Source organism: Vannielia sp. ABF1_015 (assembly GCF_056160745.1).
In genome coordinates this window covers 227720-248967 of the sequence record NZ_JBSWXT010000003.1, presented here as the reverse complement: position 1 = coordinate 248967, position 21248 = coordinate 227720, and the positions used below count along the sequence as shown (strand labels likewise).

Annotated in this window: 22 protein-coding genes; 8 read left to right on the top strand and 14 right to left on the bottom strand. The window is 64.5% G+C overall.

Annotated features, from left to right (window positions below):
* Positions 1-11: 11 nt before the first annotated feature.
* Positions 12-2429, top strand: a complete 2418-nt coding sequence (gene gyrB, locus ACXAG6_RS18535) for a DNA topoisomerase (ATP-hydrolyzing) subunit B (RefSeq protein ID WP_475339364.1) — start codon at positions 12-14, stop codon at positions 2427-2429.
* 28 nt (positions 2430-2457) lie between these two features.
* Here gyrB and ACXAG6_RS18530 read toward each other — a convergent pair whose 3' ends face one another.
* The 5 genes from ACXAG6_RS18530 to ACXAG6_RS18510 form a co-directional block, all read right to left on the bottom strand.
* Complete coding sequence (locus tag ACXAG6_RS18530; RefSeq protein ID WP_475339363.1) at positions 2458-3624, bottom strand: winged helix-turn-helix domain-containing protein; 1167 nt, start codon at positions 3622-3624, stop codon at positions 2458-2460.
* Between the two features lie 244 nt (positions 3625-3868).
* Positions 3869-4309, bottom strand: a complete 441-nt coding sequence (locus ACXAG6_RS18525; RefSeq protein WP_475339362.1) for an acyl-CoA thioesterase — start codon at positions 4307-4309, stop codon at positions 3869-3871.
* A gap of 8 nt (positions 4310-4317) precedes the next feature.
* The gene (locus ACXAG6_RS18520; RefSeq protein ID WP_475339360.1) at positions 4318-4413 is read right to left on the bottom strand and encodes a DUF2474 domain-containing protein; all 96 of its coding nucleotides are present in this window, start codon (positions 4411-4413) and stop codon (positions 4318-4320) included.
* A complete protein-coding gene (gene cydB / locus ACXAG6_RS18515; RefSeq protein ID WP_475339359.1) occupies positions 4413-5444 on the bottom strand; it encodes a cytochrome d ubiquinol oxidase subunit II in 1032 nt (343 codons plus the stop codon). Before cydB ends, ACXAG6_RS18520 begins: the two co-directional genes overlap by 1 nt.
* Before the next feature lie 3 nt (positions 5445-5447).
* Positions 5448-6872: a cytochrome ubiquinol oxidase subunit I gene (locus ACXAG6_RS18510; RefSeq protein ID WP_475339358.1), complete on the bottom strand. Its 1425-nt coding sequence runs from the start codon at positions 6870-6872 to the stop codon at positions 5448-5450.
* Positions 6873-7017: 145 nt separating this feature from the next.
* Between ACXAG6_RS18510 and ACXAG6_RS18505 the strand changes: the two genes are divergently transcribed.
* Entirely contained in the window at positions 7018-8076 is a 1059-nt protein-coding gene (locus ACXAG6_RS18505; RefSeq protein WP_475339357.1) for a bifunctional transcriptional activator/DNA repair enzyme AdaA, read from the top strand.
* Here ACXAG6_RS18505 and ACXAG6_RS18500 read toward each other — a convergent pair.
* Positions 8073-9029 carry a hypothetical protein gene (locus ACXAG6_RS18500; protein WP_475339356.1) on the bottom strand — a complete coding sequence of 319 codons (957 nt, stop codon included), beginning with the start codon at positions 9027-9029 and terminating at the stop codon, positions 8073-8075. The two genes, ACXAG6_RS18505 and ACXAG6_RS18500, sit on opposite strands and share 4 nt — an antisense overlap.
* Positions 9030-9177: 148 nt before the next feature.
* Between ACXAG6_RS18500 and ACXAG6_RS18495 the strand changes: the two genes are divergently transcribed.
* Complete coding sequence (locus tag ACXAG6_RS18495) at positions 9178-9942, top strand: HpcH/HpaI aldolase family protein (protein ID WP_475339355.1); 765 nt, start codon at positions 9178-9180, stop codon at positions 9940-9942.
* A gap of 96 nt (positions 9943-10038) precedes the next feature.
* Here the strand turns inward: ACXAG6_RS18495 and ACXAG6_RS18490 are convergent, their stop codons facing one another.
* From ACXAG6_RS18490 to ACXAG6_RS18480, 3 genes are read right to left on the bottom strand one after another with little or no spacing between them, the layout of a single operon-like run.
* Positions 10039-10605, bottom strand: coding sequence for a hemerythrin domain-containing protein (locus tag ACXAG6_RS18490; RefSeq protein ID WP_475339354.1), 567 nt, complete (start codon positions 10603-10605; stop codon positions 10039-10041).
* Entirely contained in the window at positions 10602-11498 is an 897-nt protein-coding gene (trhO, locus tag ACXAG6_RS18485) for an oxygen-dependent tRNA uridine(34) hydroxylase TrhO (protein ID WP_475339352.1), read from the bottom strand. Before trhO ends, ACXAG6_RS18490 begins: the two co-directional genes overlap by 4 nt.
* Positions 11499-11547: 49 nt before the next feature.
* Positions 11548-12090: an NADPH-dependent FMN reductase gene (locus ACXAG6_RS18480; protein ID WP_475339351.1), complete on the bottom strand. Its 543-nt coding sequence runs from the start codon at positions 12088-12090 to the stop codon at positions 11548-11550.
* A 127-nt stretch (positions 12091-12217) separates the two neighbouring features.
* Here ACXAG6_RS18480 and pncA point away from each other — a divergent pair, with 127 nt between their 5' ends.
* From pncA to ACXAG6_RS18460, 4 genes are all read left to right on the top strand, one after another.
* Positions 12218-12817, top strand: coding sequence for a bifunctional nicotinamidase/pyrazinamidase (gene pncA / locus ACXAG6_RS18475; RefSeq protein ID WP_475339350.1), 600 nt, complete (start codon positions 12218-12220; stop codon positions 12815-12817).
* Positions 12818-12866: 49 nt separating this feature from the next.
* Positions 12867-13580, top strand: a complete 714-nt coding sequence (arsH, locus tag ACXAG6_RS18470; protein ID WP_475339349.1) for an arsenical resistance protein ArsH — start codon at positions 12867-12869, stop codon at positions 13578-13580.
* Positions 13581-13648: 68 nt separating this feature from the next.
* Positions 13649-14941, top strand: coding sequence for a nicotinate phosphoribosyltransferase (gene pncB / locus ACXAG6_RS18465; protein ID WP_475339347.1), 1293 nt, complete (start codon positions 13649-13651; stop codon positions 14939-14941).
* On the top strand, positions 14938-15768 hold the full coding sequence (locus tag ACXAG6_RS18460; protein WP_210410511.1) for a sulfite exporter TauE/SafE family protein: 831 nt from the start codon (positions 14938-14940) through the stop codon (positions 15766-15768). The genes pncB and ACXAG6_RS18460 overlap by 4 nt, the downstream gene beginning before the upstream one ends.
* Positions 15769-15843: 75 nt before the next feature.
* Here the strand turns inward: ACXAG6_RS18460 and arfB are convergent, their stop codons facing one another.
* The 5 genes from arfB to ACXAG6_RS18435 form a co-directional block, all read right to left on the bottom strand.
* Positions 15844-16269: an alternative ribosome rescue aminoacyl-tRNA hydrolase ArfB gene (gene arfB / locus ACXAG6_RS18455; RefSeq protein ID WP_140015613.1), complete on the bottom strand. Its 426-nt coding sequence runs from the start codon at positions 16267-16269 to the stop codon at positions 15844-15846.
* Positions 16270-16527: 258 nt separating this feature from the next.
* Positions 16528-17154, bottom strand: coding sequence for a queuosine precursor transporter (locus ACXAG6_RS18450; protein WP_475339346.1), 627 nt, complete (start codon positions 17152-17154; stop codon positions 16528-16530).
* 95 nt (positions 17155-17249) lie between these two features.
* Positions 17250-18056, bottom strand: coding sequence for an esterase-like activity of phytase family protein (locus tag ACXAG6_RS18445; protein WP_475339344.1), 807 nt, complete (start codon positions 18054-18056; stop codon positions 17250-17252).
* Positions 18057-18127: 71 nt separating this feature from the next.
* Positions 18128-19036: a penicillin-insensitive murein endopeptidase gene (gene mepA / locus ACXAG6_RS18440; protein WP_475339343.1), complete on the bottom strand. Its 909-nt coding sequence runs from the start codon at positions 19034-19036 to the stop codon at positions 18128-18130.
* Positions 19033-20370, bottom strand: a complete 1338-nt coding sequence (locus ACXAG6_RS18435) for an MFS transporter (protein WP_475339342.1) — start codon at positions 20368-20370, stop codon at positions 19033-19035. Before ACXAG6_RS18435 ends, mepA begins: the two co-directional genes overlap by 4 nt.
* Positions 20371-20483: 113 nt before the next feature.
* Between ACXAG6_RS18435 and ACXAG6_RS18430 the strand changes: the two genes are divergently transcribed.
* On the top strand, positions 20484-21206 hold the full coding sequence (locus ACXAG6_RS18430; RefSeq protein WP_475339341.1) for a hypothetical protein: 723 nt from the start codon (positions 20484-20486) through the stop codon (positions 21204-21206).
* Positions 21207-21248: the final 42 nt, after the last annotated feature.

Below are 21248 nucleotides of genomic sequence, written 5' to 3'. Positions count from 1 at the left end.
GGACAGGCGGCATGGCCGAAAACGAACAGGCACCCGAAGAATACGGCGCAGATTCCATCAAGGTTCTCAAGGGCTTGGAGGCGGTTCGCAAACGCCCTGGCATGTACATCGGTGATACCGATGACGGCTCGGGCCTGCACCACATGGTGTATGAGGTCGTCGATAACGGAATCGACGAGGCGCTGGCGGGCCACGCCGACCGTGTAACCGTGACGCTGCATGCCGATAATTCGGTTTCTGTCAGCGATAACGGGCGCGGGATTCCGGTGGATATGCACCCTGAAGAGGGCGTCAGCGCGGCCGAGGTCATCATGACCCAGCTGCACGCGGGCGGTAAGTTTGACCAGAACAGCTACAAGGTGTCTGGCGGTCTGCACGGGGTTGGCGTTTCGGTCGTCAACGCGCTTTCTGACTGGCTGGAACTGCGCATCTGGCGCAACGGCAAGGAGCACGTGGCGCGGTTTGAGGGCGGCGTCACGACAGAGTCGCTCAAGGTGCTTGGCGATGCGGGTGGCAAGAAGGGCACCGAGGTGCGCTTTCTGGCCTCGACCGAGACGTTCTCAAACCTTGAATACAGCTTCAAGACGCTGGAGAACCGCCTGCGCGAGCTGGCCTTCCTCAACTCGGGCGTCCGCATCCTGCTGCGCGATGAGCGCCCGGCGGAGGCGCTGGAAAGCGAGCTGTTTTACGAGGGCGGCGTGCGCGAGTTCGTCAAGTATCTCGACCGGCACAAGACCCCGGTGATGGAAGAGCCGATCTTCATGGTCGGCGATAAGGATGGCATCGGCGTGGAAGTGGCGATGTGGTGGAACGACAGCTACCACGAGACGGTGCTGCCCTTTACCAACAACATTCCCCAGCGCGATGGCGGCACCCATATGGCAGGCTTCCGGGGCGCGCTGACCCGCACGATCAACCTTTATGCGCAGTCTTCGGGCATTGCGAAGCGGGAGAAGGTGAGCTTTTCGGGCGACGATGCCCGCGAGGGGCTGACCTGCGTGTTGAGCGTGAAGGTGCCTGACCCGAAATTCTCCAGCCAAACCAAAGACAAGCTGGTGAGCTCCGAGGTGCGGCCTGCAGTTGAAGGGCTGGTCAACGAAAAGCTCGCAGAGTGGTTCGAGGAGCACCCGCTGGAAGCGCGCCAGATCGTCGGCAAGATCGTCGAGGCGGCGCTGGCCCGCGAAGCGGCGCGCAAGGCCCGCGAGCTGACCCGGCGCAAGACGGCGATGGACGTGGCCTCGCTGCCCGGCAAGCTGGCGGATTGCCAAGAGAAAGATCCGAGCAAGTCGGAGCTTTTTCTGGTGGAGGGTGACTCCGCCGGGGGCTCGGCCAAGCAGGGCCGGGCGCGGAGCAATCAGGCGGTGCTGCCACTGCGCGGTAAGATCCTCAACGTCGAGCGCGCCCGGTTTGACCGGATGCTGAGCAGTCAGGAGATTGGCACGCTGATCACCGCGATGGGCACCGGGATTGGCCGCGACGAGTTCAACATCGACAAGCTGCGCTACCACAAGATCGTCATCATGACCGATGCCGACGTGGACGGCGCGCACATCCGCACGCTGCTGCTCACCTTCTTCTTCCGGCAGATGCCGGAGATCATCGAGGGTGGGTATCTCTATATTGCGCAGCCGCCGCTCTACAAGGTTTCGCGTGGGAGGTCAGAGGTTTACCTCAAGGACGTGCCCGCGCTGGAAGATTACCTAATCGCGCAGGGTGTGGAGGGCGCGGTGCTGCGGCTGCCGAGCGGCGAGGAGATTGCCGGGCAGGATCTGGCCCGCGTGGCCGATGCCGCCCGCCAGTTTCGCCGCATCCTTCAGGCCTTCCCGACCCATTACCCCACGCGCATTCTGGAGCAGGCCGCGCTGGCCGGCGCGTTTGAGCCGGGCGCGGCAGACCGAGACCTGCAAGCTGTCGCCGATGCCATTGCCGCCCGGCTGGATCAGGTGGCGGTGGAATACGAGCGCGGCTGGCAGGGCCGGATCACGCAAGACCATGGCATTCGTCTGGCCCGCGTTCTGCGGGGCGTTGAAGAAATCCGCACGCTGGATGGCGCTGTGCTGCGCTCGGGCGAGGCCCGCAGACTGGCACAGGTGGCCGGTGAAGGCCGCGACATCTACAAGCAAATGGGCACCCTGAGCCGCAAAGACCGCGAAACCCAGATTCACGGGCCGCTCGACCTGCTGCAGGCGATCCTTGAGGAAGGCGAGCGCGGGCTGACGCTGCAACGCTACAAGGGTCTCGGGGAGATGAACCCCGGTCAGCTGTGGGAAACCACGCTGGACCCGGAGGCGCGCACGCTGTTGCAGGTGAAAGTCGAAGACCTCGCGGAGGCCGATGACCTTTTTACCAAGCTGATGGGCGATGTGGTGGAACCCCGCCGCGAGTTCATCCAGCAGAACGCGCTGAGCGTGGAGAACCTCGACTTCTAGGGAAGGTGGGCAGATTGCCCACCCTACATTAGCGGTCGCAGGCCCAGATAACGCTGTCGAGCCCCGCAAGGCGGCAGAGCCGTGTGAGCTCGGCAGCGAGCTTGTCTTCACGGGCCTTGGAGGGGCGCACGCCCGGTTCTGACCAGCGGTTCATCACGGTGAGCGTGCCCGCCTTGCGGTTGGCCTTGGCTTCCAGCCGGCCAACGAAGCGCGACCCTTCGAGCAGTGGAAACACGTAGTAGCCCCATTGCCGCTTGGCGGCGGGAACGAACATTTCGACGGTGTAGTCGAAGCCGAAGAGGCGTTTCAGGCGGGTGCGGTCGCGGATTGCCGGGTCAAACGGGTTGAGGATGCGAAGGCGTGAGGTGGGGGCGGTGAGCGCCTCCAGCCGGGCCTTAATGTCGGGGCAGGCCAGCGCCTTGAACCGGGTCTTGTTGGCGGTTTCCACCTCGACAGGCACAAGGCCGGGCGCGGCCTCGGCCCAGCGGGCGGTTTCGGCGACGGTGGTGGCATCCCAGAACTTGCGAATCTCGCCGGGCGTGCCGAAGCCGATACGGTGCAGGGCGGCGCGGGAGAGCCAGTCGATCTGCTCGGAATCGGGCACCTCCTGCTCGCGCAAATGAGCGGGAAAGACGCGCTCGGCGAGATCGTAATGCTTTGTGAAACCCTCGCGGTGGCAGGTGGCCAACTCACCGGAAAACCACAGGAAATCGAGCGCACGTTTGTGCGGTGGGCGTTGCCACATCTCCTTGGGCCCCTCGTGGGTGTGCTCGAAATCGCGGGTGCAAAGCGGGCCTTCTTCGGCCACCCGTGCCTTGACGGAGGAGAGCAGATCGGGGTCGATCTTGCCCCACCAGCCGGAGCGGGAAATCCTTTCGCGCATCCGGGTAAACTGGCGGCGCCACATGGGCAGGAATTCCATCGGCAGCACGGAGGCATCATGGGTGAAATGCTCGAAGACGGCTCGCTGCTTGCCGAGCAACTTGTCCATCATCGGTTCACGGTAGTTGGCGTTGCGCGACCACATGATGTGGTGATGGGCCCGGCTGACGATCTGGATGGAGTCGAGCTGGACGAAGCCGAGATCGTGGATAATGCCGGGCGCGTCGAGCTTGCCGGTGGGCGGCGTGGCGAGGCCGTGGGCAGAGAGCCAGAGGGCGCGGGCCTGGGCATTGGAGATGGTGAGCGCGGTCATTGCGGCAGGATTGGGCCGGGTGCGCGGGGTTTGCAATCCGGTTGCTGACATTTCGGGGGGCGACGCGGGAGCGGCGGGCCAAGAAGGCTTCGCCATTGATCTTGAATGGACGGGGGATGCATGGCCGGTAGGGATGGTGGGCAGATTGCCCACCCTACGGGTCGTGCGTTGCTTTTTATCTGGTCAGAACGGCGAGCAGGGCCTCGGTGGAGGCGTCGCGGTCGTCAGGGTTTCGGCCCGCGCCTCACATCTGCGCGGGGCGTAGCGCGGTGAGGGCTTTGCGCAGGCTGTCTGGCAGCGGTTTGGGGCGGCGGGTGGCCGCGTCAACGTAGACGTGGGTGAAAAAACCTTCGGCGGCGGCAATATCGCTGTCGCCGGGGAAAAGGGCGATTTCGTAGCGCACGGAGGAGGTGCCGATATGGGCGACGCGAAAGGCAGAGGTGACCGGATCAGGGAAACGGATTTCGGCGTGGAAGCGGCAACCGCTTTCGACCATCACGCCGATCTGGTCGCCATTCATATGGTCAAGCAGGCCTGCTTGGATGAGCCAAGCGTTCACGGCCGTATCGAACAGCTCGTAATAGGCCACGTTGTTGAGGTGGCCGTACGGGTCCATGTCCTTCCAGCGGGTGTCGTGACTGGCATGGGCAAAATAGTCGGCGCGGGTGCCGGGCGGCGTTTTCATGCCCCCGATCAGAGACCAAGCGCGGCCCGGATGGCAAGGGCCACGAGGCCCAACACCAGCACCGAGCCGCCATAAAGCGCGATGAACCAAGCTATTCGGCGCATCAGTGATAGCCCGAATCCGCGTCGATCTTGCCGCGGAAGACCCAATAGGCGAAGGCGGTATAAGCGAGGATCACCGGGATCAGGATGCCCGCGCCGATAAGCATGAAGACTTGCGAGTTTTCCGGCGCGGCGGCCTCCCAGATCGTCACCTCGGTGGGCACGATGTAGGGGAACATCGACACGCCAAGGCCGCCAAAGCAGAGCGTGAAGAGCGCAAGCGCGAGGATGAAGGGCGAAAGCTCGGCAGAGGCCACGCGCAGGCGGATCATCAGCAAGACGAAGGCGGCGGCGGTGAACGCGCCGACAATGGCGGCAAGCCCCCAGCCCCAACCGGTGAACCAGCGGGCGTAGTAGCCCTCTTGTAGGAAGGGCGTCCACAGGCTGACCAATGCGATGAAGCCAACGGTGAGCGGGGCGAAAAGCAGCGCCCAGCGGCGCATCCGGTTTTGCAACTCGCCCGTGGTTTTGAGCACCAGCCAGCAGGCTCCCAGCAGCATGTAGCCGACCATCACCGCAACGCCCACGGCGAGCGTGAAGGGGGTGAGCCAATCCCACCAGCCACCGGCGTAGACGCGGGCGGCTTTGTCGATCTCGATGCCTTGCAGGATCGCGCCGAGGGTGATGCCCTGGGTCAACGCGGCAAGGCCCGAACCGCCGATGAAGGCAATGTCCCACAGCGGCTTCCAACGCTCGGTCCGCCAGCGAAACTCGAAAGCAACACCGCGAAAGACCAACGCCAGAAGCATGGCGATGAGCGGGGCGTAGACCGCGGGAAGGATCAGCGCGTAGGCCAGCGGGAAGGCCGCGAAAAGGCCGCCGCCGCCCATCACCAGCCATGTTTCATTGCCATCCCAGACGGGGGCGACGGTGTTCATCATCACGTCTCTGTCCTTGCGGCGGGGTTCGAGAGCAAAGAGCATACCGAGCCCCAGGTCGAACCCGTCGAGCACAACGTAGACCAGCACCGCGAAGGCAATGATGAAGGCCCAGATGATGGTGAGATCAAAGGAGATACCTTCAGCAAGGGGCATGGGTCATTCCTCCTTCGGGGCGTCGGAAACAGGGGAGCGGCCCGCCGCGCGGACGGGGCCGGTGGCCACATCCTTGAGGCGAGGCTCGCCGGTGGCGGGCGGGTGGCTCATGAGGCGCAGGATATACCATGTGCCCGCGCCGAAGACGGCCATATAGACCAAGAAGAAGGCCAGCAGAGAGGCCCCCACGGCGGGCGCATCGAGCGGGGCAGCGCTGTCAGCGGTGCGCAGCAGGCCATACACCGTGAAGGGCTGGCGGCCGACCTCGGTGGTGACCCAGCCTGCGAGCACGGCGACAAGGCCGGAGGGGCCGAGCAGCACGGCGGCGCGGTGCAGCATGGGCCAGTCGAACAGGCGGCCACGGGCGCGCGCGAAGAGGGACCAGAGGCCAAGGCCGAGCATGGCAAAGCCAATGGCCACCATGATGCGGAAGGCCCAGAAGACGATGAAAACCGGCGGTTGGTCTTCATCCGGCACGGTATCCAGCCCGTCGAGCGGGGCGTTCAGATCGTGCTTGAGGATCAGCGATGACAGCTTGGGAATGCCCACCGCGTAGTCGAGCGTTTGCGTCTCGTCATTGGGCACCCCGAAGAGATAGAGCGGCGCGCCGTCGGGGTGGCTCTCATAGTGGCCCTCCATCGCCATGACCTTTACCGGCTGATGCTCCAGCGTGTTCAGACCGTGTAGGTCTCCGAGGAAAATCTGCACCGGGGCGACGATCGCGGCCATCCACATCGCCATGGAGAACATGGTGCGGTTGGCAGGGGTCGAGATTTCGCCCCTGCGGCGGTGGCGCAGCAGGTGCCAGGCACCCACGCCGCCGACGATGAAAGCAGTGGTGAGGTAGGCGGCGGTGACGGTGTGGGCCAGCCGATAGGGGAAGGAGGGGTTAAAGATGACTTGCCAGAAATCGGTGGGCAGGAACTGGCCTGTTTCCGGGTCAATCTCAAAGCCCGCGGGGGTGTGCATCCACGAGTTCACCGAGAGGATCCAGAAGGCCGAGATGAAGGTGCCCACGGCGACCATGGCGGTGGCGGCCATGTGAAGCCCCGGGCCCACACGATCCCGCCCGAAGAGCATGATGCCGAGGAAGCCCGCTTCAAGGAAGAAGGCCGAGAGCACCTCGTAGGCCATCGGCGCACCGATCACCGGGCCGGCCTTGTCGGAAAACACCGACCAGTTGGTGCCGAACTGGTAAGACATCACGATGCCGGAGACGACTCCCATGGCGAAGGCGAGGGCAAAGATCTTCACCCAGTAGCGAAACAGCGCAAGGAAGCGTTCTTCCTTGGTCCAGAGCCAAAGCGCGTTGAGCACGGCGAGGTAGGAGGCCAGCCCGATGGTGAAGGCTGGGAACAGGAAGTGAAATGAAACCGTGAAGGCAAACTGCAGGCGGGCGAGGAAAACGGCATCAAAGGCTTCGAACATGGATCTCGGCATTGGCTGTTTCAGGTTGCGCAGGAGGTAGCCTAATGGCGAAGCGCGTCGAGTCGGAGTGCCGCTTTGCCGCAGGGTGAAAATAGGCGCCCGATTTCCGGCTGCGCGGGGCCGGGCGGCGGGCTAGGCTGGGGCCATGCTGTTTCGATTGCCAGATGATGACACGCTCTATGCCGCGCTGATGGCGCGGGATGCGAGCTATGAGGGGCGGGCGCTGGTGTGCGTGCGCTCAACCGGGATTTTCTGCCGGTTGACCTGCCCGGCGCGCAAGCCGCAGCGGGAGAACTGCGAATTCAGAGAAACAGCGCAGGCCTGCATCGAGGCGGGCTTTCGGGCCTGCAAGCGGTGCAAGCCGCTCGACGCGCTCACCGATGATTCTACAGTCACCGCACTGCTGGAGGCCTTGGCCGCCGATCCGGCGCGGCGCTGGAGCGAGGCGGATGTGGCGGCGGAGGGGTATGATCCTTCTACCGTGCGCCGCGCCTTCAAGCGGGCCTTCGGCACCACCTTTCTGGAGATGGCGCGGCAGCGGCGGCTGCTCGCCGGGCTGGAGGTGCTGGGAGAGGGCGGCAAGGTGATCGAGGCGCAACTGGATGCAGGATTCGAGAGCGCGTCGGCGTTCCGCGCTGCCTTCGGACGGATGCTGGGCATGGTGCCCGGCGCGTTCGACCGCAAGCCGCTGCTGATGGCCGACTGGATCGACACGGCCCTTGGCCCGATGGTGGCTGTCAGCGATGCCCGGTCGCTGCACCTGCTGGAATTCGTGGGCCGCAAGGCTCTGCCGCGCGAGTTGCAGAGGCTTCATGCGGCGGTGAAGGGCTCGCTGGGCTTTGGGCGGCCTGCGCCGACCGATCAGGTTGCCGCCGAATTGGGCCGGTTCTTTGCCGGAGAGAGCGCGCGCTTTGGCACGCCGCTGGCGCTGCATGGCTCGGAGTTTACCCGCGCCGTTTGGGCCGCGTTGCAGGAGATACCGGCAGGCGAGACGCGCAGCTATAGCGAAGTGGCGCAGGCCATTGGCAAGCCGCAAGCGGTGCGGGCAGTGGCGCGGGCCAACGGCGCCAACCAGATTGCGCTGGTGATCCCCTGCCACCGGGTGATCGGGGCGGATGGCAACCTCACCGGCTATGGCGGCGGGCTTTGGCGCAAGGAACGGCTGATCGCGCTGGAGCGTGGCTTTGCCGCCCGCGCGGCCTAGGGCTTTCCGCCCGCGTTGGGCCCGGCCAGATCGTTCTTTACCATCCAGCCTGCGAGGCGCGACAGCATGATGTCCTGCACCTGCTGCTTGATGGCGCGGGGTTCGCGGCCTTCGATCTCGTCGACGAAGGAGGTGACATAATCGGTGTGGGCGTCATCTAGCCAGAACATCAGCCGGGTGAAGGGGTTGAAGTTGTCATGCACCTCATCAATCTCGTAGCGGGTGCCGCCCGCCTCGGGGATGAAGCGCTGCCGCGCCATCGAGCTTGCGCCGCTTTCGGGCACGATGGCATGGCAGGTGATCTCGCCATCTTCGGACTCTATCACCCGAATCTTGTAGCCCATCTCGCGCTCGCATGGCTCGAAGGTTTCTGAATCGGGGATGTTGGCGGTGAACCAGACCGGAAAGAAGCCCTCGTCGTCAGCCTGGCCGCAGCGGTGGTGGCCATTGGCTTCGCCCGGGCGCATGATCATCGCCTCTTCCAGCGCTTCGGGCGCGACCGGAACCCAAGTGCTTCCGCGCGTTCGGTAGGTGCGCGTGGGCAGGGCCACGAGGGCGGTGGGCAGCAGCCAGACGAGCAGGAAGGTGCCTGCGACAAAGGTCATGAACAGGCAGATGATTTGCCATTGCACCTGCGGGTCGGCGAGCGCCGGGCCATTGGTGTGCAGGGTCATCCCGCCGGTTGTTGCGAGGAGCCCGGTGAACATCACGGCCATTGGCAAGGCCTCGGTCCAGCCGCCGGGGAAGATCGCGTGGTGCCAGACCATGAAGCCTGCCCAGAGCGCCATGACCACGAGCAGCACCGCCGGGTCGGCCAATGGCGCGGTGCCCGGGCTGAGCGCAATGGAAATGGCGGCCCCGATCAGCGGCAGCGCCGAAAACGCCACGATCCGGCGGCGCAGGCAGGACAGACGGTAGGGCAGGTGGTAGGACCAGAAATTTTCGTCAGCCATCGGGGCACCTCTTGCTGAGGGGGAAGGATAGCCGCTGGCGGGGCGTCAATATGGCGGTGGGTTGGCAATTTTGTTCCGCCGGGCCGTTGGCTTGGCTTCTCCCGGTGAATGGCGGATAGTCGCGCCGGAGCGAGAGAGGGAGAGCGCCATGGACTTGCCGAAGAACGCCTTCAAGGCCGCAATTGCCGAGGGTCGGCTTCAGGTTGGTGTGTGGAACACGATCCCCGATCCGGGCGTGGTCGAACTGCTTTCGGGCACGGGCTTTGACTGGATCCTGCTGGACAGCGAGCATACGCCGGTGACGATTCCGGGCCTCTTGCCGCTGATGCAGGCCGCCGCGCCCTACCCGGTGAGCGCCATCGCCCGGCCCGGCTGGAACGACATGCTGGAGATCAAACGCCTGCTTGATCAGGGCGCGCAGACGCTGCTCATTCCCTACGTGCAGAGCGTGGAAGAAGCCGAGCTTGCGGTGAAGCACGTGCGCTACCCGCCCAAGGGCGTGCGCGGCGTGGGCGGCACCACGCGGGCCAGCCGTTATGGCGCGGTGAAAGACTACATCCAGAACGCCGAGCGCGAGATCTGCCTGCTGGTGCAGATCGAGACGGTGGAGGCGATGGAACAGGCCGAGGGCATTGCGGCGGTGGATGGTGTTGATGGTATCTTCATCGGCCCGGCGGATTTTGCCGCCTCGATGGGCTATGCCGGTCAGCCGACCCATCCGGAGGTAAAGGCCGCGATCCTCGATGGGATCCGGCGGATCAAGGCGGCGGGCAAGGCCCCGGGCATTCTGACGCTGGATCCGACCTTCCAGAAAGAGGCCGAAGAGGCGGGCGCGGTGTTTGTGGCTGTGACGCTGGACGCCTCTGTATTGCGCGCCGGGGTGATTGCGGCGCGCGAGCGATTTACCGGGTAGTCGGGAACAGCTCTTCGGCCCGTTTGGCCCTCATCGCAGCTGCGATGAGCCCTGACGGCGCGTTCATCCGCGCCGCTAGGCGACACTCGGCTGCCGTTATCCGATGGTGTCGGGGCCGAGCTTGAGCACGACGGGCACAACCAGTTCTTCTTCGTCGGTCAGGTGTCGGTCAAGCAGGCCTCCGAGGCTTCCGAGCGACGCGGCGAAGGGGGCGGCGGCATCCTTGGCATTCTTTCCCTCCGCCAGTTTGCCAAGCGTCAGGTTCGCTGCATCGGCAAAGCCCACGAGGGCCGGATCAAGCTGCACATGGTCAGCCTCCATCAGCTGAAACCCCCGCGCAATCTCCGGTGCCTTGGCCTCCAGAAGCGGGAAGTAGTGCTGATCTTCGATCTGGTGGTGGCCGTGGAGCTGTTGCAGCAGCATGCCGCCATAGCGCGGTAGGGCGGCGCCGAAGCGAGACGCATCGCCGCTGTCGAGCAGCGTTTCGGTTTCTTGTGATAAAAGCGCCAGCAGGCGGCGGAACATCAGGTGCCGGTCGAGCCAGAACTCCACCAAACCGGCGAAATGCGGATGCGCCTCCCATGTTTCGCGGGGGTGGTCGGCCAGCAGAACACGGAGGGCGTCGGGAAGTTGTGCGCGGGTGTGAAGATCCAGCTCGGTCATTCGGCGGAGCTAGCGCGGGTGCGGGCCAGTGCAAGCTGGCGCTGCCGTTCGCGAAAGCGGGCGCGGTCCTCTTCTGTATATTCGCCCACGCAGGCCGGGCATTGCACGCCTTCCTCATAGTCCGGCGCGGCGCGCCCCTCGGGCGAAACGGGCCGTCCGCAGGCGTGGCAAAGCTGGTAGTCGCCCGGCTTCAATCCATGGCCCACCGAGACGCGCTGGTCGAACACGTAGCACTCGCCGTCCCAGCGGCTTTCTTCCTCCGGCACTTCTTCCAGATACTTCAGGATGCCGCCCTGCAGGTGATACACCTCGTCAACGCCCTGTGATTTCAGGTAGTTGGTCGATTTTTCGCAGCGGATGCCCCCAGTGCAGAACATCGCCACGCGCTTGTTGTGAAACCGATCCTTGTTGGCCTCCCACCAAGCCGGGAACTCGCCGAAGCTGGCGGTTTCGGGGTTCACCGCGCCCTCGAAGGTGCCGATGGCAACCTCGTAATCGTTCCGCGTGTCGATCACCGCCACATCGGGCGCCTCGATAAGCGCGTTCCATTCGGCGGGGGCAACATAGGTGCCGACCGAGGCCGTCGGGTCCACGCCCTCCACGCCAAGGGTGACGATCTCGCGCTTGAGGCGCACTTTCATCCGGCGGAAGGGGCGCTCGGCGGCCTTGCTTTCCTTCCACTCCAGATCGGCGCAGCCCGGCAGGGCTTTGATATGCGCGATCAGCGCGTCAATCCCGGCGCGGGGCCCGGCCACGGTGCCGTTGATCCCCTCGGGCGCCAGCAGGAGCGATCCGCAGAGCCCTTCGGCCTCGCAGAGGGCCTTGAGCGGCCCCTGCAGCGCGGCAGGGTCGGGGAAGGAAGCAAACTTGTAGAGCGCGGCGACGGTGAACATGGGGCGCGGCATAGCGCTCGCCGCGCCCTCAGGCAATGCCAAGGGTGGCTTAGAACTTCTCTGCGAAGGCGGCGAAGCTTTCGGCCCAGTCCCGCAGGAACTTCTGGGTGTCTTCCTTGGCAATCTCGCCAGTCTCCGAGAAAAATTCGCCATCGGTGCGCATATACACCTCGGGATAGCCCATCACGTGCATCCCCAGCGCTACGCCGCGCATGCGCATGTGCTGTGCCGCAACGGCGCCGCTGATCGCGCCTGGCGAGGCGCTTATCACGGCGGCGGGCTTGCCGACCCATGTGCTCTTGCCCCAAGGCCGCGAGCCCCAATCCAGCGCATTGGCGACGAAGCCGGGGATGTTGCGGTTGTATTCGGGCACCACGAAAAGAAAGCCAGCAACCGCATCAATCGCGGCCTTGAAGGCGGTGACGTCTGCGGGCGGGTCGGACCAGAGATCATCGTTGTAATGGGGCAATGCGCCGATTTCGATGGGGGAGAAGGCCATCAGGTCTGTGCCAATTCCGGCAACGGCCTCGGCAAGTTTGCGGTTGAGCGAGCCTTCACGCAGGCTGCCGACGATCACGCCGATTTTCTTCATGTGTCTTTCCTTCTGTCCTGTCCTCCCGCTGGCTCCAACTGGCCCGGCAGGCGGCAAGATCAACCCGGAGATTGACGCTTTGATCCTCGCTGCTACCTTTCGCGCCAACCAAAGGAGACAACAGCCCATGCCCGACAGCGCCCTTATCGTCATTGACGTGCAAAACGACTTCTGCCCCGGCGGGGCACTGGCCGTGGAGGGGGGTGATACGATCGTGCAGGGGATCAACGACCTGATGAGTGATTTTCCCGCCGTGGTGCTGACGCAGGATTGGCACCCGGAGGGGCATTCGTCTTTCGCGTCGGGCCACCCCGAGGCCGAGCCGTTCTCGATGATCGACATGCCGTATGGCCCGCAGGTGCTTTGGCCGGATCACTGCATTCAGGGCAGCGCGGGGGCCGAGTTTCATGCCGATCTTGATACCACCCGGGCCGATCTGATCGTGCGCAAGGGCTACAACCCGCGGATCGACAGCTATTCGGCCTTCTTCGAGAACGACCACGAAACGCCGACCGGGCTGGAGGGCTACCTGCGCACGCGTGGGATCGAAAAGCTCACAATGGTGGGGCTGGCAACCGACTACTGCGTGAACTTCTCCGCCGTCGACGCTGCCAAGCTCGGCTTCACCGTGACCGTGCGAACCGACCTTTGCCGCGCGATTGATCTCGACGGCTCGCTGAAGGCGGCGATGGACGGGATGCGCGGCGCCGGCGTGGTGGTGGATTGATCCTCAAGGGGACTTGTTCCGCCATGCGAAGCCCCGGAACGGAGAACAGATGACCAATACCCCCCAGCTTGACGAGGCGAGCTTTCGCGCGCCCGACCCGGAGCAGCTTTTCCCGCAGCAGCACAGCACGCACCCGGCGCGGATTCTGCTGCTTTATGGCTCGCTGCGCGAGGTGGCCTATTCCCGGCTGATGGTGGAAGAGGCGGCGCGGGTGCTGGAAAAGCTCGGCTGCGAGGCCCGTATCTACAACCCCTCCGGCCTGCCCCTGCCCGATGACGCGCCCGCCGATCATCCCAAGGTGGCGGAACTGCGCGAGATGGTGATGTGGTGCGAAGGCATGGTCTGGTCATCGCCCGAGCGGCATGGCGCGATGACCGGCATCCTGAAAAACCAGGTGGACTGGATCCCGCTTTCGCCCATCGGCGGGGTGCGCCCGACGCAGGGCAAGACGCTGGCGCTGATGCAGGTCTCGGGCGGCTCGCAAAGCTTCAACTCGGTGAACCAGATGCGCATTCTGGGCCGCTGGATGCGGCTGCTGACCATCCCCAACCAAAGCTCGGTGGCGCGGGCTTGGAACGAGTTTGAAGACGGGCGAATGAAACCCTCGCCGTTCTACAACCGCATGGTCGATGTGATGGAGGAGCTGGTGCGCTTCACCCTCCTGACCCGTGACATCAAGGACCATCTGGTGGATCGCTACTCGGAACGGGTGGAAACCCGCGAGGAGCTATCGAAGCGGGTGAACCTGAAAGACGCCACCTGACCCGCCCCCCCGCTGGACTCCCCCGGCCCCGCTTGAAATAACCACCCGGCACCACCCCGGAGGACCAGATGGTCGACATCGCGAGCCGCGTTTATAACCACAAGTGGAAGATCGACCCTATCGTGCGGTCGCTCATCGACACGGATTTCTACAAGCTGCTGATGTGCCAGTCGGTGTTTCGCAACAAGCCCGACACTCAAGTGACGTTCAGCCTGATCAACCGGACCAAGTCGGTGCCGCTGGCCAAGCTGATCGACGAGGGGGAGCTGCGTGAGCAGTTGGACCATATCCGGTCGCTCTCGCTGACGCGAGGCGAGAGCACTTGGCTGCGGGGCAACACGTTTTACGGCAAGCGGCAGATGTTCCGGCCGGACTTCATGGAATGGTTCGAGAACCTGCGGCTGCCCGCCTATCACCTTGAGCGGGTGGGCGACCAATATGAGCTGACCTTCGAGGGCTCTTGGCCCGAGGTTATGCTTTGGGAGATCCCGGCGCTCGCGGTGTTGATGGAACTGCGCGGGCGGGCGGTGCTGAACGAGATGGCGCGGTTTGAGCTTCAGGTGCTCTATGCCCGGGCGATGACCAAGCTCTGGGAGAAGGTCGAGCGGCTGCGCCAGGTTGAAGGGCTGCGGCTGGCCGATTTCGGCACGCGGCGGCGGCATAGCTTTCTTTGGCAGGACTGGTGCGTGCGGGCGATGGTGGAAGGGCTGGGCGACAAGTTCACCGGCACCTCAAACTGCCTGATAGCAAAGAACCGCGACCTTGAGGCCATCGGCACCAACGCCCATGAGCTGCCCATGGTCTATGCCGCGCTGGCCAGGGATGACGCCGCGCTGGCGCGCGCGCCCTATGACGTGCTTAGCGATTGGCATGAGGAGCATGACGGCAACCTGCGGATCATCCTGCCTGACACTTATGGCACCGAGGGCTTCCTTGCGAATGCGCCGGACTGGCTGGCGGGCTGGACGGGCATCCGGATTGACTCGGGCGATCCGGCGACGGGGGCCGAGGTGGCGATCAACTGGTGGAAATCACGCGGAGAAGATCCGACGAAGAAGCTGGTGATCTTTTCCGACGGGCTCGACGTGGAAAAGATCGAAGAGCTTTCGGCGCAGTTCCGCGGGCGGGTGCGGGTTTCGTTTGGCTGGGGCACGCTGCTAACCAACGACTTCCGCGGCCTCACGCCGGGTGACGCGCTGGCGCCGTTCTCCCTTGTCTGCAAGGCGGTGGAGGCCAATGGGCGGCCGACGGTGAAGCTCTCGGACAACCCGAAGAAGGCGATGGGGCCTGCGGAGGAGATTGCGCGCTACAAGCGGGTCTTTGATGTGGGGGCCCAAGAGGCGATGGAGGTTGTGGTTTGAGCGACACCTATTCGCTGGGCCTGCTGATTGCGCTGGCCGTGGGGCTTGTGGCGACGGGGGCGGTGGCCGGGGTGCTGGCCGGGTTGTTGGGCGTGGGCGGCGGCATTGTGATTGTGCCGGTGCTGTTCTGGCTGTTCGATTGGCTCGGTGTGCCTGATGCGGTGGCGATGCATGTGGCGGTGGCCACCTCGCTGGCGACGATTATCCCGACAAGCATCAGCTCGGCCCGTTCGCACCACAAGAAGGGCGCGATTGATGCAGCCCTGCTAAAGAGCTGGGCGCCGTTGATCTTTGTTGGCGCGTTGATCGGGGGGCTGCTCTCCAAGGTGATTGCATCCTCGGGCCTCACGCTGATTTTCGGGGTGATCGCGCTGCTGGTGGCGATCAACATGGCGCTGCCAAAGAAAATCGTGCTGGCCGATGACCTGCCTCAAGGGCCGGTGGCGCGGGGTGTGGTGCCCGGCTTCATCGGGGTCTTTTCGGCGCTGATGGGGATTGGCGGGGGCACGCTTTCGGTGCCGACGCTGACGGCGTTTTCCTTCCCGGTGCATCGGGCGGTGGGCACGGCGGCGGCCTTTGGGCTGGTCATCGCGGTGCCTGCGGTGATCGGGTTCGTCTGGTCAGGTATCGGGGTTGATCTGCGGCCGCCCTATTCGCTGGGCTATGTCTCAATCCCGGCGGCTGTGCTGATCTTTTCGGCCTCGGTCTTCACCGCGCCGGTGGGCTCGAAGATTGCGCACAGCCTCGATCCGGCACGGTTGAAACTGGCCTTTGCGGCGTTTCTGTTCTTGTCTTCGCTAAAGATGCTCTGGTCGGCACTGATGTAACGGGGCGGTGGGTTTCGCCCACCTTACAGCCGGGGCAGCATGGGTGGTGGGCAGATTGCCCACCCTACGCATCGCTCAGGTGTCCGGGTCGACCTTGCCGCGCATGGCCTTTACCTCGCCGCGCACCTTCTTGGCCTTGAGCCTTCGCTTCTTTGAGCCGAGCGTGGGGCGGGTGGGGATGCGGCGTTTGGGCTTTTCGGTGGCCTTGCGGATCAGCTCGGCGAGGCGTTCGCGGGCCAGCTCACGGTTTTGCGCCTGTGACCGGGTGTCCTGCACTAGCAGAAGCAACTCGCCCGCCTCGGTCCAGCGCCGGCCCGCAAGCCTGCGCAGGCGGTTCTTTACCGGCGGGGGCAGGTTGGGCGAGGCGGCGGCGGCAAAGCGCAGCTCGACGGCAGTGGCCACCTTGTTGACGTTCTGCCCGCCCGGCCCCTGCGAGGTGGTGAAGACTTCGGTGATTTCCCAGTCTTCGATGGTGATCTGGTCGTTGACCCGTATTGGCATGATCCCGAACCTAGCGCCTTGCTGCTCTCAATCAAAAGGGCCGCCCCGGATGCCGGAGCGGCCCTAACGAACTTTTTGGAGGCGAGGTCCGGTTAGACCATCGGCCAAAAGCGACATTCACGCCGCAGGGTTTTCCCTACGTGCGAACCTCCGCTGTTGTCCCGACACCTCTCTCCAATGTAGCTCTCGACACTGGATCACCTCCTTTCAGCTGTTTCAAAAACGCAAGTTCAGCGTGAATCAGGAGGTGCGCACCTGTCAAACTTTTTCTGCGCGGGCGAAAGACGCGGTGATGAGGCGGAAGGGGATGAGGGCGAGGGCCGCCAGCGCCAGCTTGACGCTCCAATCGGCCACGGCGAGCGAGACCCAGAGCGGTGCCACAGGCCCCTGTCCAAGCAGCGGAACGCCTTCCTGCGCCCACCCTGGCACGTTCCCCGGCTCGATGCCGTTGAAGGTGGCGGCGAAGGCGAGCGAGAAGAAGATCACTGTATCGAGCGTGGAGCCAACGAGGGTGGAGGCCAGCGGCGCCTGCCACCATGCCCGCGCGCGCATTTTGTCAAACACCGCAACGTCCAACAATTGGGCAGAAAGAAAAGCAAGGCCGGAGCCGAGCGCCACACGCAGGGTGACGAGCGGGCCGAATTCGCCGTGGATCTGCGAGCCGACGAGCGAGCAGGCGACACCCACGACAAAACCGGCGGCAACCACCTTGCGGGCGGTGGCGGCGCCGTAGAGGCGGTTCATCGTGTCGGTCACGAGGAAGGCGATGGGGTAGGTCAGCGCGCCCCATGTCAGCCAGTCGCCCAGCAGGTGCTGCACGAGAATATTGGAGGCCACAACAACGGCGGCCATGGCGAGAACGCCAGCGATCAGATTGGTCTTCATGTGTTTGGGCCCGTTTTAGCAAGGTGGTCGGGGACTTGGCCCCGCACCGCGCGGGACGGCGGGGGAATAGCGCCCGTCCGGGCACATTGCAACACCTAGTCGCTCAGCGTGACTTCGACGATCTCGCTGCGCTGGTAGCCTTTGAAGTTGTCATCCGAGACCATCACCGCCCGAAGCTGCCCGGTGCCATCGCGCCAGAGCGAGAGCCCTTCAAGGTTGCCGTGGGTGAGCGGGCCAGTCTCGTAGAGCACGCGGGCGGGCCAGACATCACCCTTCATTTCGTGGCGGGTGATGCGTGAGGAGAAGCCGTAGCCGGTGAAGTGACGCCAAAGCAAGGTAAAGCGGCCCTCGTCGTCAAAATCGGCCCCCACGGGCAGCCATTCACCTTCCCGCTTTACAGCGCCGACCTTCTCCCAGCGGCCCTCGGCATAGCGATAGATCGGGAATGGGGTGGAATAGCTGCCAGAGCGTTCGGGCAGGGTATAGAGCGCACCATCGGCATCAATGGCGAGCGCTTCCAGAGCGGAGTTGTTCTGGAGTGTCTTGAAATCGGGGTGCCGGGGCATCCACGCGGCCTCGCCGCCCTGCATGATATCGTCGCCGCGCCACGTCCATATGCGGTGATAGCCCTCGAAGCTCACGTAAAAGCGGCCATTCTCGCGCCGCGCCAGCCCCTCGGCATCGCTTTCATAGCCGTCTACCGGGTGGCCATCGGGGTCGGTCAGGCGTTTGTGTTGCTGCACTTCCAGCCCGGTGAGCGTGCCGTGTTCGTTGCGGATCAGCCGCCCCTCGGCCAGCGCGGCGCGGTCGGACAGCGCCCAGAAGCGGCTGCCATCTTCCGACACTTCAATGCCGGAGAACCCGCCGAAGCGCCGGGCTTCGTCGCTGCTTCCAAAGCTCACCGACGCCACGCGCCCACCCCCTTGCCCCGCCGCGAGGGCGAGGCCGGAGAGGAGCGCGAGGGTGGTGAGGCTTAATCCGAGTTGAGAACACCGACGCATGAGCGAGGCAGATCGGCCATGGTGAAATCGCGCGGGTGCTTCTTGCGCGGGGCGGCCTTTTTCTTGGTTCCGGCCTTCACCTTTGGTGGGTTCAGATAATCCGTCACCCACCACTGTAGCGTTTCATCACAGCCGTCTCCCCCCTTGGAAAGCTCGTTGACCGAGGGCTGCTGGGTTACGCACTCACGGTCGCCGCGCGGGCATTTGAGGCGGACGTGAAAGTGATAGTGGTGGCCATAGAGCGGGCGGATCTTTTGCAGCCACTTCTTGTCACGCCGCTTGGCCCGTTCGCAGAGGAAGATCTTGACCGGGGGGGTAACGAAAATGCGATCCACCGCCGGGTCACGCGCGGCAAGCTCCAGCACGGCGGCATGCGCCCCTGTCCAGTTGCCGTTGACCGAGCGTTGATCCTTCGAGCGCACCGAGATCGCCGAGATATTCTCGCGGGCACTGCGGGAGAGGCCGAGGCTTTTGGGCTTGTTCATCCAGATGTCGATATCCAACCCGATCTGGTGGCTGGAGTGGCCCGAGGTCATCGGGCCGCCGCGCGGTTGTGAGATGTCGCCAATGTAAAGGCCCGGCCAGCCAAATTTGCGCACCCCGGAGGAGAGCCGCTGGATGAAGGCGATGGTTTCAGGATGGCCCCAGTTGCGGTTGCGCGACAGGCGCATGGCCTGCCACGTCGGCCCGGTTTCTGGCAGCTCGACAAGGCCCGCCGCGCAGCCTTTGGAGTAGAAGCCGATGGATTCGGGCCGCTGTCGCGAGCCCTCGGGATGCGACCCGAAGAGGCGGTTGGCCTTTTGCTGTGCTTCCACCGGCGCGGGGGCCAGGGCGGGCACGAGGGCGATGGAAAGGGCGATCAGGGCTGCTCGGATCATCATTGCGGGTCTGCTCCGTCCGGTTTTACCCAGAGTAGCAGAACGAGCCCGATGATAAACAGCCCGATGAGGGGGGTGACCCCAAGTTGCTGTGATCCGGTGAGCGTGGTGGCCACGCCGATGGAGATGGGCGCAATGAAGGAGGTGGCCTTACCTGCAAGGGCGTAGAGGCCGAAGGCCTCTGTCATCCGGGCCGGGTTGGCCTGACGCACCATCATGGTGCGCGAGGCGGCCTGAAGCACGCCGCCTGCCGCACCGATCACCGCGCCGAAGAAGTAAAAGGCGAGGTCTGGCAGTTGGCTGCCGGCTTCCAGCGGGATCAGGAACACGCTTTCGCGGCTGACCATCACCACCGATAGAGCCACGCCGGTGAGCACCAGAACGCAGGTGACGATCACCGGCTTGGGGCCGAAGCGCACATCGGCCCGCCCGCCGATCCAGGCAAAGACAGCGCCGGTGATGATGGTGAGAATGCCGAAGATGCCGGTTTGCACCACCGACCAGCCGAGCACGCCAGCCGCGTAGATGCCGCCGAAGGTATACATGCCGTTCAGCGCGTCACGGTAGAACATCGACGAGGTAAGATAGGCCAGCAGCGAGGGGGATTTTGGCAGGGTGCGGATGGTGTTGCCGAGCCCGCGCAGGGCCTTTTTGACGGCACCCACCGAGGGCTTTTCGCGGCGCGGATCGCGCACCCACAGGAAGAAGGGCACCATGAAGATGGCGTACCAGATGGCCGTCAGCGGCCCGACCGCACGGGTGCCCTCGCGGGCTTCTGCATCAAGCCCGAAGATCGGGGCAAAGCCAGCCATGGTTTTGCCGGTGGTCGGGCTTTCGGCGAGGAAAACAAGCATGATGACCAGCGCGAAAAGCCCGCCGACATAGCCGAAGGCCCAGCCATTGCCCGAGATGCGGCCGATCTCTTCTCGTGTGCCGAGGTCGGGCAGCATGGAGTTGGTGAAGATCGTGGCAAACTCCATCCCGATCAGGCCGATCGCAAAGAACACCAGCGTGCGGGTAAGGTCAAAGTCTTGCGGCGCGGCCCACCAGAGCCCGCTTGCGCCCACGATGTAGAGCGCTGAAAAGCCCCAGATCCAGCGCACGCGCTTGCCCGAGGTGTCGGCCATGGCCCCAAGGATCGGAGCGAGAATAGCGATGACGATCCCGGCCGCTCCCACGCCAAAGCCCCATGCCGCCTGCGCCTTCGATCCGTCGCCCAGCACCGAGTTGACGTAGGGCGCGAAGATGAAGGTGAGCAGGAGCGTGTTGTAGGGCTGGGAGGCCCAATCGAAGAAGAACCAGCCCCATATGCGCTTTTTCGCCGAGATTTCTGCCATGCCACCGCCCCTTGTTGGGCTTCATAGAGCATTGAACCGGCGCGTGGTGCAACTGCGCATTGCGGGGGCGGCGGCGCTTCAATATGGTCGCGGAAAACCGAGCAGAGTGGCCGATGTTTCGTCCGATCAACCTGATAATCCTGGCCGTCCTCGTGGCGGGTGTCGCGCTGGTGGCGCGAGAAACCATGCGCCGTGGAGGTGGCGGCGAGGATGTGGCTGCCGTGGCCGAGCAGGTTGTGATCGGGCGCACCTACCGGGTGGACAAGAGCTTCGTGCAACGTACGGGCAAGGTGCCCGGTGTGGCCTTCCAGATCATCCTGCCCAAGCGTCCGGAGCAGACCCACCACATCGGCGTGGAAGAGCTGCCCGAGGGGGGCGTGGTGCAGTTCAACTTCCGGGCCGAGGACGAGACCTTTCTGGAAAGTCTCTTCATGGCGCCGATCCGCATTCCCATGGGTAAGATGGACGACCGGCTGGCCGCCATTGCTCCCAAGCTCGCGGAGCAGGGGCCTGCGCTGCTGGGCCAGAAGTTTGAAGAGGTGACCTCGGGCGAGGTGCGCGAGATCCGGCTTGGCACCGGCGAGGGCTACCGGGCGCTGGAGCTGACCGGCACCTACCTCGATCCGCGTGACGAGGCGCGCTACGCCTACCGTTTCATCGCCGTGCCGGACCCTGAACGCGCCGAAAGCCTGTATTCGGTGAGCCATATCAATCAGGCCCATCTGGTGATTGAGGGGGCCAACTTTGGCCCCAGCCTGACCGGCAAGGCGCTCTCGACCCTGCGCCTGATGGCCCCGCCGGTGCAGGAAACGGCCGGCGAGGCGGCGGGCGAATAGGCCATTTGCGCCGGGGCTTCCCCTAACGGCATAGGGGTGGAT